This is a genomic window from Johannesbaptistia floridana (assembly GCF_057440575.1).
Genome location: NZ_JALKVM010000009.1, coordinates 1 through 15,306 on the forward strand (window position 1 = coordinate 1; position 15,306 = coordinate 15,306).

15 protein-coding genes are annotated in these 15,306 nt (G+C 36.8%); 7 read left to right on the top strand and 8 right to left on the bottom strand.

The window, feature by feature from the left end; genetic code table 11:
• The coding region (locus tag MW688_RS00615) for a S8 family peptidase (protein WP_486733969.1) at positions 1–1,832 on the bottom strand (1,832 nt) is incomplete at its 3' end.
• 626 nt (positions 1,833–2,458) lie between these two features.
• Here MW688_RS00615 and msrA point away from each other — a divergent pair.
• The gene (gene msrA / locus MW688_RS00620) at positions 2,459–2,935 is read left to right on the top strand and encodes a peptide-methionine (S)-S-oxide reductase MsrA (protein WP_486733970.1); all 477 of its coding nucleotides are present in this window, start codon (positions 2,459–2,461) and stop codon (positions 2,933–2,935) included.
• On the opposite strand, the gene MW688_RS00625 is transcribed toward msrA, so the two are convergent.
• Genes MW688_RS00625 through MW688_RS00635 form a run of 3 tightly spaced genes read right to left on the bottom strand, consistent with a single transcriptional unit; the run spans position 2,932 to position 5,668 of the window.
• Positions 2,932–3,729 (bottom strand): EamA family transporter, encoded by a 798-nt coding sequence (locus MW688_RS00625; RefSeq protein ID WP_486733971.1) that lies wholly within the window; start codon positions 3,727–3,729, stop codon positions 2,932–2,934. The genes msrA and MW688_RS00625 overlap by 4 nt on opposite strands.
• A complete protein-coding gene (locus MW688_RS00630; protein ID WP_486733972.1) occupies positions 3,722–4,558 on the bottom strand; it encodes a ferritin-like domain-containing protein in 837 nt (278 codons plus the stop codon). Before MW688_RS00630 ends, MW688_RS00625 begins: the two co-directional genes overlap by 8 nt.
• Before the next feature lie 3 nt (positions 4,559–4,561).
• On the bottom strand, positions 4,562–5,668 hold the full coding sequence (locus MW688_RS00635; protein WP_486733973.1) for an amidinotransferase: 1,107 nt from the start codon (positions 5,666–5,668) through the stop codon (positions 4,562–4,564).
• Positions 5,669–5,736: 68 nt separating this feature from the next.
• On the opposite strand from MW688_RS00635, the gene MW688_RS00640 reads away from it, so the two are divergent.
• On the top strand, positions 5,737–6,147 hold the full coding sequence (locus MW688_RS00640; RefSeq protein ID WP_486733974.1) for a DUF4332 domain-containing protein: 411 nt from the start codon (positions 5,737–5,739) through the stop codon (positions 6,145–6,147).
• A 163-nt stretch (positions 6,148–6,310) separates the two neighbouring features.
• Positions 6,311–6,487: a 30S ribosomal protein S21 gene (rpsU, locus tag MW688_RS00645; RefSeq protein ID WP_486733975.1), complete on the top strand. Its 177-nt coding sequence runs from the start codon at positions 6,311–6,313 to the stop codon at positions 6,485–6,487.
• 17 nt (positions 6,488–6,504) lie between these two features.
• On the opposite strand, the gene MW688_RS00650 is transcribed toward rpsU, so the two are convergent.
• The 3 genes from MW688_RS00650 to MW688_RS00660 all read right to left on the bottom strand — a co-directional run bounded on the left by MW688_RS00650 (position 6,505) and on the right by MW688_RS00660 (position 10,362).
• Positions 6,505–7,371, bottom strand: a complete 867-nt coding sequence (locus tag MW688_RS00650) for a fructosamine kinase family protein (RefSeq protein ID WP_486733976.1) — start codon at positions 7,369–7,371, stop codon at positions 6,505–6,507.
• A 10-nt stretch (positions 7,372–7,381) separates the two neighbouring features.
• Positions 7,382–8,668 carry a M16 family metallopeptidase gene (locus tag MW688_RS00655; RefSeq protein ID WP_486733977.1) on the bottom strand — a complete coding sequence of 429 codons (1,287 nt, stop codon included), beginning with the start codon at positions 8,666–8,668 and terminating at the stop codon, positions 7,382–7,384.
• 68 nt (positions 8,669–8,736) lie between these two features.
• Entirely contained in the window at positions 8,737–10,362 is a 1,626-nt protein-coding gene (locus MW688_RS00660) for an MFS transporter (protein ID WP_486733997.1), read from the bottom strand.
• A gap of 116 nt (positions 10,363–10,478) precedes the next feature.
• On the opposite strand from MW688_RS00660, the gene MW688_RS00665 reads away from it, so the two are divergent.
• The 4 genes from MW688_RS00665 to MW688_RS00680 all read left to right on the top strand — a co-directional run bounded on the left by MW688_RS00665 (position 10,479) and on the right by MW688_RS00680 (position 13,665).
• Entirely contained in the window at positions 10,479–10,997 is a 519-nt protein-coding gene (locus MW688_RS00665; RefSeq protein WP_486733978.1) for a phosphoribosyltransferase, read from the top strand.
• Between the two features lie 111 nt (positions 10,998–11,108).
• The gene (locus tag MW688_RS00670; RefSeq protein ID WP_486733979.1) at positions 11,109–11,825 is read left to right on the top strand and encodes a YHS domain-containing (seleno)protein; all 717 of its coding nucleotides are present in this window, start codon (positions 11,109–11,111) and stop codon (positions 11,823–11,825) included.
• Positions 11,826–12,232: 407 nt separating this feature from the next.
• Positions 12,233–12,862 carry a cysteine dioxygenase family protein gene (locus MW688_RS00675; protein ID WP_486733980.1) on the top strand — a complete coding sequence of 210 codons (630 nt, stop codon included), beginning with the start codon at positions 12,233–12,235 and terminating at the stop codon, positions 12,860–12,862.
• A 557-nt stretch (positions 12,863–13,419) separates the two neighbouring features.
• Complete coding sequence (locus tag MW688_RS00680; protein WP_486733981.1) at positions 13,420–13,665, top strand: hypothetical protein; 246 nt, start codon at positions 13,420–13,422, stop codon at positions 13,663–13,665.
• Between the two features lie 450 nt (positions 13,666–14,115).
• On the opposite strand, the gene MW688_RS00685 is transcribed toward MW688_RS00680, so the two are convergent.
• Positions 14,116–15,036, bottom strand: a complete 921-nt coding sequence (locus MW688_RS00685) for a phytanoyl-CoA dioxygenase family protein (RefSeq protein ID WP_486733982.1) — start codon at positions 15,034–15,036, stop codon at positions 14,116–14,118.
• Positions 15,037–15,306 lie beyond the last annotated feature (270 nt).

Here is a 15,306-nt window from a genome sequence, read left to right on the forward strand (position 1 = left end):
AAATTCACCACTGGTGCTGTATCATCATCGGTAATTGTTACCGTAGCCGTGTTAGATGTATCTAGAGTCGCGTTAACTGCATTAGACAGCACAACTTGGAAATCTTCGTCAACTTCGTCTAGAAAATCTTGTAGTGTGGTTAGAGAAATCTGAGCAGTAGTTTGACCCGGTGCAAAGTCTATCGTCCCACTAGCTGGAGTATAATCTACACTTTCTGTGGCAGTCCCCGCAATCAAACTATAATCAACGCTAACATTCTTTCCACTAGCTTCACTGAGAGTTACCGTGATATCTTTTTGTCCCCCTTCGGCAATCGTCTCATTTACTTGTGTAAAATTCACCACTGGTGCTGTATCATCATCGGTAATTGTTACCGTAGCCGTGTTAGGAGTACCAATTACCCCATTATTGGGGTTAGATAGGGAAATAGTAAAAGTTTCGTCTACTTCGTCTAATAGGTCGTCAATGGCAGATAAAGTGATATTTTGTGTTGTTTGTCCAGGAGTGAATTGAAGAGTCCCAACTACAGGATTGTAATCTACAGCTTCAGTTGCTGTGCCACTTGCGCTCACATAATCTACTGTAACATTTTGGCTATAAGCTTGACTTAGGGTAACAGCAATAGTTCTATTTCCTTGTGCCTCTCCAATTACCAAAGGTGTATTAATAGTTATAGTTGGAAGAGGATCTTGCACCCCTGACATATTCAAAATAGCTTCACCAAGGCTCACGATATCTATACGCTTAAAGTCTGCCCCGGTATTGAATACATTATCATCTTCGTCGTCACCATCATTTATACTAACCCCAGAACTGTCTAGCAGATTTTCTATTTCGGTTCTAGTAAGACGGCGACCCAATGTTTCTTCCGCTAATTGTTGAGCTAATAAGATTGCTCCAGTAACATGAGGAGCTGCTTGACTAGTTCCATGGTAAGCGTTGTAACCATTGCTGTTATGAGCCGCCCCTGTAATAATTGCTCCTGGGGCCATCGCTGTAGTCAGGTTGTTAGTTTTGTCTCTTTGACTATAAGCGACAATTCGATCTGCATCTGATGTGAAAGATGTAGCGAATTCTCCATTTAGCTGACCTATATTACTATCAAATACTGAGCTAACAGCTAATGAATTGGGATCCGCTGCCGGATATCCTACTCCTTCTATTTCTCCTCTAATTTTATAGTAATTTCCCGCAGCAGAAACTGGTATAGTCTCCAAAAAATTTGCTAAGTAGTTTAGTTCGTCATCTAGACCATATTTTTTAGTCTCTGTCGTCCAGTTTTGATTATCACTCAACGACATATTAATAGCAGTGAAATTATAAGTTTCTCCTGTAGCAAAAGGATTTTTGTCTGAGTGATCAATAACCCACCGTAGTGCATCTTCAATCATCCCAAAAGTTCCAGTTCCACTATCGCTAAAAACTTTAAGATGAACAATATCAGCGCCTGGAGCTATACCAGAATAATTATTTTGAGGATCATAACCAGCCACAATACTGGAGACGTTACTTCCATGACCCCTGAAATCACTTGCATTGGAATCTCTATCGCCAAAGTCGTAGGAATATATGATGCGATCTGAAATGCCATCACCGTTAGAGTCTGGTCCAAAAGCAGGATGATCTAAATTAATACCAGTGTCTAAAACTACTCCTATTTGACCACTACCATCAATATGAGCAAATCTAGGATCACTGCGAAATTCTTCGAGTCTAATTAAACCATTTGATTGACTATCTAAAGCCTCAACATTAGACACAAGGTTTGTAACCTTTATACCTGTCATGTATGTTCTCTGTTGAGAATTTGAGTCTGTTACTGGAATAGACATAATTAAGTTTCCTTTTTTCTACAATTTTTACTTTTTTTCTCGAAATGCTAGAAGTGATTTTTTTGATTCACTCTGTGCATAATAAGTTTTATATAATTTAAAAATGTTGATTTGGTAATATTTTTTAATATTCAAACCAACTTAGATCCTACTGTTTATTTTCTCTAAAGTTAAACTGAATATTATCGGTGAAAACACTTTTTTTTTAAAAAATCCCTATAAATACTTACGTATAGTTATAGTCAGAGTTACAATTTTAAAAAACAACAAATAACAATATTAATAATTAAAATAGGGAAATTTTAAAATATCAAAAGTAGATAGAGTCGATTTGATATCTTTGGCTATGATTTTTATCTTAGAGCATAAATTATTAGCTTATTCAGTATTCAGAGTAACCAAAAGAATTAGTTCTTTGACTAAAGATCATACAACATAGTTAATGCCAGAGTCAATGGTACAATTTAGTAGTTATAAAAAAGTCTGCAAAAGGGGGAATTCAAAAATAATGTATTACTGAAGACCGAATTTAGTATCAAGAAGCGATCGCTACAGCTAATAGGTTATACTTAAACCGTCTCAATATATTGTTTTTATTCTTCTTTTTAAAGAAATATATAATAAACATGTCTATAGCAACTTTTGGGGCCGGATGTTTTTGGAAAACTGAAGCAGCTTTTCGTCTAGTCAAGGGCGTTACTCGCACCTCAGTGGGTTATATGGGTGGTCATTTTCCTCATCCTAGCTACCTAGACGTACTTTCTCGCATTACTGGTCATGCAGAAGTCGCTCAAATAGAATATAATCCAGAGCAGGTGAGTTACGATGATTTGTTAGAAATCTTCTGGTCAATCCATGACCCAACTCAACTCAATCGACAAGGTGCAGACAAGGGAGAACAGTATCGTTCGGTGATATTTTATCATGACCAGGAACAAAAAATTAAAGCAGAATACTCTAAACAAAGGTTAGTAAATCTTAAAATTTTTGTCAACAAGATTGTTACTCAAATCAAACCAGCTTCAGAATATTATTTAGCATCCGAGGAAAATCAACAGTATCTTGCTAAAAAAAAGTTAAAAGCACCAAATATAATTAATTAATTAACTAGTATAATTCCCAAACCAATGGGAATTATACCCCCTAGTCTCAGACGACTAATTCGCTCATGGAGAAAAAAACGCGCCCCTAGTAAACTAAATATATAACCAATTGCTGTGGCAGGGCGAACTAAGCTAATATCTGCCCAACTTAGCAAACACAAAAAAATTAAGAATGCCCCAGTATAACCAGCAATTCCTACTACCATCAGAGGATTAGTCAACAATGCAACCAACCAAGTAAAAATTTGTTTAAGAGAATGAGAGGGAAATTCACCTATTTGTTTAATGCCTTTAGCCGTTAAGACATCACCAACAGAGTCAGCCAAAGCTAGACAAATACTTCCTAAAAAAACTCTAGATATAGATATACCTAGGGGAAGAAAAAACATAATTACAGAATCCGAGGATTGTTTAGGTACTTTTTGAGATTGATGAATGCTCAAACTAACTAAGAAAACTCCTAAACTAATTAAAATAGCCGCTACCCAACGGGATACAGTTACATTTTCCCCCAAAATAAGCCAAGCTAATAAAGCATTGAGAACATAACTAGAAGCATGAATAGGCAAAACATAACTCAAATCTAGACGAGAAACACTGACTAAGTAAATTACCATAGAAAGAGTTAGAGTAAATACTCCTAAGATAATCCAAAAATTAGTAAATAAATAGATGATTAACTTATTAATATCGAGAGTATTTATTTCTCCAAATAACTTCATACCTCTACTTAACCAAATGTCTCCCAATACTTGAGTTAAAACGAGAGTAATTAATAAACAAAAATTAAGCATTCACTTTTGAGGGAATTAACTTCAAAAAACTTAGACAAAGAGCAGAAAAATTAGCCATTAAATTTGGTTGTAAAAGTTCTGAACTAAACCTACTCATTCTTTTACTATTTTCTGTTAAACAAGTAGAAAAAAATAACTCTGGGGTTAAATCGTCCATAAAATTACTAGCCCCGGTGGCTGTAAAAGCTTTTTCATCACTATTATTAGAACTGCCAAAAACCGCCGCTAGTTTCCAAATCGCCTTACTATAATGCCAAAAAGAATGAAATCCCCTGAACACATTTAAGCCTCTTCCCTGTTGAATTTGTAAATAAGTAATCCAATTAACAAAAAAAACTATGTGTCTAGCTTCTTCATCCAAAAGAGGGTCAAAAATGTTAAAAATAGCTTCAGGGAGATAATTGGCTTGGCGGGCAATACCAAACATTCCGAAGGCAAAAAAAGTATCTAAACACTCTTCGTAACCAAAGTCAATAAATTCTGCTTGAATGTGAGAAGATGGTTGAATTAATTCAGGTTCTGGGATATTAATTTCATAGCGTTTAATTAGAAACTCAATCAGTTTACCGTGGCGAGTTTCTTCATATCCTTGCAGGGAAATCGCCTTTTGTAACAGGGGATCTTTAATTGTTTGAGCAAATTTACTTACCATTACTCCTGCTGATTTTTCCGTCATCAAGGCTTGTGACCAAAAGGGGATTTGGCGTAATTTAGCCAGAGAAATTTCATCTAACTCAGGCCAAGGTAGAGTCTCCGGTTGATAGTCTAGATAACTATCGATAAAACTCTCGCAGAATAGTTGTTTATGTGCTTCGCTTCCTAATTTCATTAACTAATTATTAAAATAAGATTGTAAATTTCCGCGTCTACGAATATCTAGAGTAGCGCAATGAAAAGACCCACCAAAAGGAGCAAAATTAATGAAGGGACAGGGAATTGGTTCAAAACCCCAATCTTTGAAGGCTTTGATCAAAGATTTTTGTCCTGATTCTACAATAACTTGTTTTTCATTTACCATTAGTACATTTAAACTAATCCACTTACTACACATCGAAGGGATACCTTGAATAGGATCTGGTTCTGGTGGTATGAGAATATCCCAGGATTTAAAGAGATTGGGTAATCTATCTACATCGATATATTCAGGATTAATTAGCAGTTTACCCGGCGCTAGAGGCATAAAAGTAGAGTCTATGTGCATTGGTGTTGGACAACTACTCTCAATCTCGTGAATGCGGTATTTTTCCCCTAAATGTCTCCTTAACCATTTAATTCCTGCGTAATTTGTTACATTACTTTTGGTAACAAACAAATCATGACCGCAGCGTACAAAATCAGCAGCATCAAAAACTGGTTCAAATTCATTGATAACGTAGCGAATCGGTTCTCCCTTTTGGGATGGTTTAAACTGATAGTCGTAAAGGTCATCTAAGAGTTGGGGTTTCGGTGCGGCTGTCCATTTGGCCCCTTGGTGAAAGTAACTCTTAAACAAAGGACGATAGGCTGAGGGTTCAAAATAACGCGATCGCCAAGCCATCGGCGTTTCAATTATTTCGTCTCCAACCACTAAAAAACCATCCCGAGGACAAGCTGTACAAAATCCTTTTGACTTCCACTCTGGAGTCTTAAACAGGCGCTCTCCTGAGATAATTTCAGGACGTTTTACCTTGATGTTTAAATCTGTGAGTATTTTGATAAATTGATCTAATTCTCTTTGGGCTTTTTTGACTAAAAATCCTGGGTAACGTCTTCCTGCAAATAATCTATATAATTTAGCCGTAGTCGGAGGTATATTATAAGTCACTGTGACATGATATGGTGGAATAATTCCTCCTTCTAAACGACCTACAATTACCTCCTCTAAAGGATCCCATTCGTTATGAGAGTTAACTGGACAGATGCTAGTTTCTCCTAAATTATTCTTCAGTAAAGTATTCATAGATTATAATTGGTTTTATCTGATAAACTGTTTAGTAATTCTAGCTGCATAGTATAAATTATTTTTTGATGCAATCTTGTTACTGGCCAATTGAGCAACTTCCTGGGTTAAATAAAACAGAAGTTAAATTACTGAAAAACCAAGGTATTAGCACAACGGAAGATTTACTCCTAGCATATCCTACTTTTGAAGCTAAAAAAATGCTTGCCGCCAAGTTAAAGCTAAATATACGCTATCTCCAAAAATGGAGCGCCTTGGCTGATTTAGCTCGTCTTCCTAGTGTTGCCTGTACCTATTGTGGCTTATTATTGCATACAGGAGTTGTTTCTGTAGAGCAGTTATCTCGAACTCCGATTCATCGTCTCAGTCCACAGATACTGCGTCTACAAGTAGCAACTACCCAGCGACAAGACTTAATTCCCCCTCCAAATTTGATACAGCAGTGGATTAATGAAGCAAAAATGCTTACTCAAAATTAAGGAAGTTATTAGAAACTAGTCGATACACTTAAAAAAAGATAAATATGATAGTATAGAATAAATAAAATAAATTGCTTTATTAAAGACTGGGGAAAAAGACGTTACTCCAGTACTTTTGTAGTGAAATCAATAAATTGTAAAACCATTCATAGGAGGATAATTTATGACCCAAGTGATCGTAGGACAAAATGAAAATATAGAATCTGCATTAAGACGTTTTAAACGCCAAGTATCCAAAGCTGGTATCTTTGCGGACATCAAACGCCGTCGTCACTACGAAACACCCATTGAAAAGCGCAAACGCAAAGCAGTTGCCCGTCGGAAAAAGCGTTTCCGCTAAAAAATTCAACGAGGAAATTAAATAAGGATTTGCTGCAACATTCTGCTGGCCTGACTGCCATAACCACCACCAAAAAGATTAAAGTGATTGAGAATATGGTAAAGGTTATAGAGGGTTTTGCGCTGCTGATAGCCTGCTTCTAAAGGCCATACCTGATTATAACCTTCATAGAAAGCAGCGGGAAATCCACCAAATAACTCAGTCATAGCTAAGTCTACTTCATGATCTGCATAATAACTAGCAGGATCTAAAATGACTGGATTTCCCTCTACCGTAATTGCAGCATTTCCTGACCAAAGATCCCCATGTACTAAAGAAGGGAGAGGATTTCTGTCTTGCAAAAATTCCTTAACTTTGGGAATAACTAGTTCAGGACTAGGAAAACTACCTCCTTTACGCCTAGCTAGTTTAATTTGGTAACCAATACGGTGTTCAGCAAAAAAGTCAGCCCAGTTATTCATCCAAGTATTAATCTGAGGAGTTGAACCAATAGTATTATTTTCTTGCCAGCCAAACTCAGAAGCCCCCTGGTAAGAGTGCATTTGAGCCAATTGTTGCCCCATCTTGAACCAGGCTTGATTATTACCACCTCGGGCAAATTCTAACCATTCTAAAACCAAATAACTATGATTATCAACACTACCCCAGCAAATAGGACGAGGTGCGCAAATACTATGAGTCTCCAGTATTTGTTTTAAGCCATTGGCTTCCGAGAGAAACATCTCTAAGCTATTGGCGTTGTTGACTTTGACAAAATAACTCTGATTATCTCCAATTAACTGATAACTTTGGTTGATACATCCTCCACCCACAGAACGCTTTTGCTGTATGGTGAAGGGTTTACCAGTAACTTGGCTGATTTGTTGACTAATTTGCTTCCACATAAATCAATAATTATTCAGGTTTAATCACCACGATACCATAAGCTTCAGGGTTAAGATAGGTTTGAGCTGCCTGTTGCAATTCTAGGGGAGTAATTTTTTGAATTGAATCTACATAGTCAAAAGCAGGGTCAAGAGAACCTAAAACTGACTGATAATAACCATACAAAGAAGCGCGATCGCTCGGTCTTTCGTTACCAAAAATAAACCTATTAGCTACTTGGGTACGAATGCGACTAACTTCTGCATCAGTAACTAATTCAGTATTTAAACTAGTTAAATGTTCTTTAATCGCCTCTTCTACTAACTCGATATTTTCTGCGGGTAAGCGGGCACTTATATAAAATACTCCTTGTATTTTTTGCGTAATATTGCCTGCACTAATCTGTGATACTAAACCCCGTTCTTCCCGTAAATCTCGAAATAGTCGCGCTAATCTTCCCTGTCCTAGGATAGCTGCTAAAATATCTAAAGGATAAGTACTAGCTAGTTCATTCATACCAGGTACGCGCCACATCATTATCAATCTAGCTTGTTGCAGTTTAGTATCTACATATTCATTTCTGACAATATCTGTGAAAGGTTTTTCTACTAACCAATCTGGAATAGATTCGGTTGTTGTTAGTTGTTTTCTTGGGACGTAAGTTTTTTCTATTCCTTCGGTTACCACCTCAATCAACTCTTCAACAGGGAGATTTCCTACTACCGCCACTGTCATCGACTCTGGTTGATACCAGTAATGGTGAAACTGCTGCATTTGCTCAGGAATTAACCCCGAAATCACCTCAAATGGCCCTAAAATAGGACGGCGATAGGGTAGCTTAGTAAAACAGGTTTCCATCGCTTTAGCAAAACTACGACGAGTCGGGTTATCTTCAGAACGGCGAATTTCTTCTAAAACTACTAATCTCTCTCGTTCAAATTCTGCTGAGGGAATAGCGGCATTAAAAACAACTTCTAGCTGTAAAGAGGCAAGCTCTCGAAAATCTTGGGGAGCGGTGGTAATATAGTATTGTGTGTATTCTTGGCTGGTAGCTGCATTAGTTTTCGCCCCTCTAGCTTCGATGAGTCGCTCAAATTCTCCACTTTTTAAATTAGGAGTGCCTTTGAAAATCATGTGTTCCAAAAAATGAGCCATCCCGTTGATTCTATCGGACTCATTAGCAGAGCCAACTTTTAACCAAATATTCAGACTAACTGCCTCTACTGGCATCTGTTCTGCTATGATGGTTAAGCCGTTTTCTAGACGTTTAATTGTGGGAAAATTTACCCGATTAGGTGAGGAAACAGTTGTAGTCATAGATTAATTATCTTAGAGATTCTCTTTGAGTCTTGCTATTACACTGATTCTAGGTTAGCATTTCCTAGCTATTGCGATTCTCCTCGTTTTTTCTCCTCTAACTGTAGGCGAATCTGTGCATGGTAATCAGAAGTAATTGGGTAAAAATAAGCAATAATTAGGCCGAAAATCAAAAAAACCGTCGGTAAAGGTCCAATAGCAATTCTAATGGCCAGTAAAGCACTTTCTGGTTGTACAGGAATATCTTCCCCCGGCACATTTTCCAGAAAACCAGCTAAATCAAGGGCAATTCCTACTAAAAATAAAGCTAAGGCTAGACCAATTTTTTGAATGAGTACCATAAAACTGTAAAATATCCCCTCGCGACGTTCTCCCGTTACTAACTCATCCAGTTCAATAACATCAGGTAACATAGACCAGGGAATCAAATAGGCCACCGAAACTCCACACCCGGCGATAACTGCTAAGAAGTATAACCAAAAAATTTGCCCAGGTTGTAGGAAAAATAAGCCAAATTGGGCCAAAATCCAAAGACTAGTACCGAGAAAGTAAACGGTTTTTTTGCCGAAGCGATCGCTCATTAGTTTCCAAATAAATAACATAACTAAAGCTGTACCCTGTACAGCCAAAGCCACAGAAGGAAAACTAGTGGCAGGTAAACCCATCCAACTCACCACAAAGTAAATCAAAATGGAAGCAGTTAATTGTACTCCTAACCAAGAAGCTAAATAAATACCAATTACATATAAAAACGGACGATTACTAAAAGCTGTTTTAATTTGCCTTAAGATAGATGAAGGTTCGGGTTGACTGTCTATATTGCTTTGGTTGTTATCAACAGTTAAATGTGGTTCTATTTTGGCGAATAATAGAGTTACACCAAACAAAATCAATTGCAAACCCATAAAGGAAGTCATCATCGGTATAATCCCAATTGTTCCTGTTAGCAATATTTTGAGCAAACCATAGACTATTCCTAAACCTCCACCTACTATCAACAATCTACCTACTAATTTTTTCCGGGTTGCAGATAAAATTGGCTGACTACCTCTTTCAGGAACTCGAAAGACACACCAATAAATTGCTACTATGGAAATTAAACTACAAAATAAACCCAATATGGCATATTGTTCTTGTTCTGAACCAGGGTAAAGTTGAAAAATTAAACCTGATAACAACAAAGACAAAATACTTCCCCCCAGGGAAAAACCCATACGAAAACTATTGAGACTGGTACGTTCATCATAATCTTGGGTTAATTCGGGAGTTAAGGCGGTATAGGGCAAATTAACCATGGTGTAAGAGATATTAAATAAGATACCAATCAACACATAGTAAAAGAATAAAAACCTGGTATTAACGGTGAGATTATCACTAAAGTTGGGTACTAACCACTGGAGAAAAAAGAACAGTCCAAAAGGTAGCGCTCCCCAAAACATCCAAGGTAAACGTCTACCCCAACTCGAACGAGTGCGATCGCTCCATATTCCTACAATAGGATCATTAATAGCATCAACAATTTTACCAACAGCCAAGATGGTGCCAGCTATACCAGCAGGTAGCCCTGCCACATTTGTAAAAAAGTATAATAGGAAAAAAACTAAAATATTCGCGGTGATTGCCGGCCCAAAATCTCCAGATCCATAGGCTAGTTTTGTGGTAAACTGTAGTTTCTCTGTTAAGTTATTCACTATTTATATACTCAAATGATATGATGGCTATTAATCTTTGTTTTTTGTACTAGCGCTTTTCTTTTTTTCTCCAGGAGCAAACTAGCTGTAGTTAAACACTATTTAAATCTAAGTCAATTATGTCAGAATTATATATTTCTTGGTCCGATTACCACAAAAAAATAGAACAATTAGCGATTAAAGTCTATGAATCTGGGTGGGATTTTAATCAAATTGTTTGCATTGCTAAAGGAGGTTTGAGAATTGGAGATATTTTTTGTCGCCTATTTGATAAGCCTTTGGCGATTCTCTACGCTCAATCTTATGCGGGAGATGGTAACCGAGTTAGAGGTGATATAGTTTTTTCTCAAAATTTAGTAATGATAGAAGAAAAACTAGGTAACAAGATTTTACTAGTTGATGATTTAGTTGATTCTGGAACTAGTTTACAAAAAAGTATCGAGTGGCTCGAAGATCGTCATAATCAAGAAATAGAAGATATTCGTAGCGCTGTAATTTGGTACAAAAATCATAGTTCTTTTAGACCAGATTATTATGTAGACTATCTTCCTGATAATCCTTGGATACATCAACCTTTTGAATGTTATGAACAGATGAATCCAGGAGAGTTAGCTAAAAAAGTAGCTGATTCTCCCTAAAAATCACCGATGGATCTTCTCAGCTTATTCTTATTTTTCGCTTATTTTAATCTCAGACAAGTCATCTAGATTAGATTATAGATACACCAAACTTTAAGGTTAATTTAAGCGATGAAATTGAAATTGTTATCTATCATTACTATTTGTTCTGTTCTTACTGTAGGAGCTACTTCTCTTCCTAACTCTTTTACTCGTGTAAACGCTAATCCTTGCGCCGCAGGGCAAGTTAACCCTTGTGCTGGGGCTAATCCTTGTGCTGGAGCTAATCCTTGTGCGGGAGCTAATCCTTGTGCTGGGGCTAATCCTTGTGCGGGAGCTAATCCTTGTGCTGGGGCTAATCCTTGTGCTGGGGCTAATCCTTGTGCTGGGGCTAATCTAACTACTAATAGCAGTAAAATTCCCGTTATTTACACAGATCCTCAAGCAGGAGATAAATTAGCAATTCGAGGATATGATTCAGTTGCGTACTTTACCGAAGGCAAACCAGTAGAAGGATCAGCAGAATATGAGTATAGTTGGAATGGTGCCAAATGGCGCTTTTCTAGTGCTGAAAATTTAGCCGAATTTAAAAATAATCCTGAAGCCTATGCTCCCCAATATGGTGGTTATTGTGCTAAAGCCCTCAGTGACAATGTGTTAGCTTCTAGTATTCCTCAAGCCTGGAAAATTGTTGATGGTAAACTTTATCTAAACTATAGCATGGAGGCACAAGAAGAGTGGCTCGCAGATGTTCCTGGTAAAATCGCTAAAGCTAATGGTTATTGGCCAGATATTCTAGATACTAACAACGTAGTTCACTATGATACTGTTGGGTCTATAAATTACTAAAAGCAATCCGTAGCAATCCGTAGGGTGTGTTAGCGCGCGAAGCGCGTAACGCACCAAACCCATCGGTTGACAAGAAAACCCTGATGTTTAAACTTGTTATCACCCCGTCAGCGCACCAAATTATATTAGAAGTTATTACTTTTCTTCATTAATACAAGTTAATAAAAATCTGAGGGCACTAAATCCCTGTTGGTGCGTTACGGCAATCCTTTATCTTATGGTGATTTTCCAAAGATAACGACAGCTAATCCGCACCCTACTACTACTACAAAATAGCTACTATGATACTGTTGGTGCTGTAAATTATTAAAAGCAATCCGTAGGGTGTGAAGCGTGCGAAGCGCGTAACGCACCAAATTATATTAGAAGTGATTACTTATAGTTAACTTAAAATTGATCTGATAAATATGTCTAAATACTCTCTAGAGAATCAAAATTGGATAGTTAATGAGCAAGGGAAATGTCAGGCTTTAAATTTAGAAAATTTAGAGATTTCTAGTCTAGAAAAACCTTATCGTCTTTATCGTTTTCTTACGGAAATAGAGGATATAATCAGCATAGTTGATGATGATTATCAACGTCTCATTAAAATTATGCCTTTAGTGAGAAAACTCTTAACTAGTTCCTACTGGCTACAATTAGAATTTGATTATCCTCCAAAAAATCCTGGCTGGTCAGTTCGCTTTTTATATCAAGAACAAGATTTTTTATTAACAGTACAAATGGTTTGTTGGTTACCAGGCAAAATTTCACCTATTCATAATCATGGCACCTGGGGAATTGTTGCTTTAATTGATGGTCAAGAAAAAAACTACTTTTGGCGACCCAATCCTAGCCAAGAATATCCTCATCGTATTCAAAAAGTAGGAGAATATACTTTAGAACCCGGGGAGATAATCGGGTTTTTACCAAAAGCAATTCATAGTGTGGAAGCGATGGGAGAGGAACCAACAGTTAGTTTTAATGTTTATGGAATAACTGATTTTTCTCAAAGATTTGAATTTAACCATCTCAATCATACTGCTAAAAATTTCTAAGTCAATGAATGACATTTAATTACTCAAGTAAACCACTACGAAGATTTTACGAGTGCTTCTAGGTCAAGACTCAGATCTTGCATCTTTATCAAAAGTTACTTGTGGATGAATAATGAGTAATGAGTTTTGAAGTAATGAGTTTTGAAGTAAGAAGTCTTAAAGTAAGAAGTCTTGAAGTCTTGAAGTTTTGAAGTGAAAGAAGTTTTGAAGTTTTGAAGTAAAAGAATTGATCCTAACCACTTAAAAATTGATTTTCGCCTGTTGGCCTATTTAGTACTTTTTTAGGAGTGCAAGATATGAGAAGAGCAATTTTAGTATCAACGTAAGTGCTCTCCCACCGCTAATCTTTCACATATAAATTAAGATAAATTTATTCTAACCTTCTCTTGACTCTGACTCTTTTGTGACAAGCAAGACAGGCATTTGTCACTTATCTACCCGAGAGTTATATAACCAAAATTTTATCAACTTCTCAGGAAATATTCAGGCTAATTTCATCAAAAACATTCATCATTAAAGGGTAGGTAATCAAAAAAAATCAAATAACTGATATTGCTATGATGAAAAATACATATTTAATCACAACTTTGGCAGTACTAGCATTGGGTATAAGCACAACATTAACTCACACAAGTCAAGCTAATACTCAAGACAATAATGCCATTTTAGTTAGTCAATCAAATGTTAATGACAAGAGCGTTTTTTATCAACACAGGGGAGTAGCAATTAAAGGAACAGATACAGTGGCTTACTTTACCGAAGGTAAAGCGGTTAAAGGCGACAAAACATATAGTTATCAATGAGGTGACAGGACATGGTGGTTTAAAAATCAGCAAAACCGTGATTTATTTGCTCAAAATCCCGAAAAATATGCCGTTTTTTGGGTCAAATTCCGGAAAAATCACCAAAAGAAGCCATCGCTCCTTTTGGATAACAATATTATTATCCCTCTTCGCTTAATTTAAAATAGATAAAATTATAATTGGGTGCATCCCAGTTAAGCATAAGCATAAATACTTATTTATCTTGTGGGCGATCGCTTGTTTCAAACTGACTTTGTGATCTACTGAGGCTTCCTCTTTACTCCGTTGGGATACAGACCTAAATTGGAGGTACTCTAAACTTTAAAATATCACCATCCCATACTAAACGACTTATAATCAAGGGGGGAAACACAGTAATTATGTCTCAATTATCCCTTTGTCCCTAATTGTCAACCGACTAAAACTTACCCATTATGGCTATTTAGCTAATTAGGTTTCCGAAGATACTTCTTGGTAGCCCAAAATATTTTTTCCTCTTACCAAAATCGGTTTCCATCGGTCTAGTTTAATGTTTTTCACCCCATAAACCCGCATATCCATGCCATTTTCTAGCATAGTTTTGGTAAAAACTTGGGTATCTGCCTTAATAACACGACAACCCACAGCCGTTCGCCAATTATCAGTCACGTTGTCTGTAGAACCGTGAATCATCCGTTCGCACAACAGAAAAAATTGTCCCGCTTTAGCAGGAAGAGTTTTTGTATTTTGCTTGTCAGTGGGATAGTCAATTTTGGCATCGTAGATTCCATAAGCTCTTCCTTCTTCGCCTCCTCCTGTGCTAATGTTCATGGGATAAACATCTTTATGAGAACCCGGAATTACTAATAAACAAGATTGCTCTTCGGGTATATCCATCAAGGCAATCCAGACTGTCACTTGATATAATTCTCCGTCTTTGGCAGGTTTTAAGACTGGTTCTTTCATATCAAAATTATACCATCTGCTAGCTTGATGAAAGGAAGCTCCTTTGCTATGGGGAGCAACAGGAAAGAAATTACTATGCCATATTCCTAAATCTGCACCAAGTAGTTGAGCGCAACGTTCGATAATTGCCGGACGGGTGTATAAATCCAGTAGCACTGAGTCTTCAAGATGACGCTCATACGAGTTTAGAACATAAGTATAATATTTTTCTTTCTCACTGATAGATTCAGGCGATTTAAACTTACCATCACCTTTAATAAAATCAGTAAATTGATAGTCACCATTAGCATAAGAAAATATCTTAGATTCAGTATCACCTAACTTAATTATATGCTCTCTAAGCTCTTCTATTTCTGTGGGAGGAATTAGATCAAATGGACCAAGGTAGCCATTGTCATAGAAGCTTTGAATTTCATCCTCTGTCATTTGATATCGAGGATCAACAGAGACTTTGGGCTTATAGGAATCTGGATCATCCAATTTGCAGTAATAGTTGAAATAGACTTTTTTCCCACCAGATTTAAAAGCCATCCAAAACATCTTATCCGTGCAACCTATAGGGAGTTCACTTCTAAAGTTTTTAGGTAAAAGTGGATGCAGAAACTTAAGTTTCACAAGTAGGTAGATAAGGACTAATTTGATACGATATAAAAAGTGTGGCTGATAGATCATATTTTTTCTGTTATGTTAGAATGT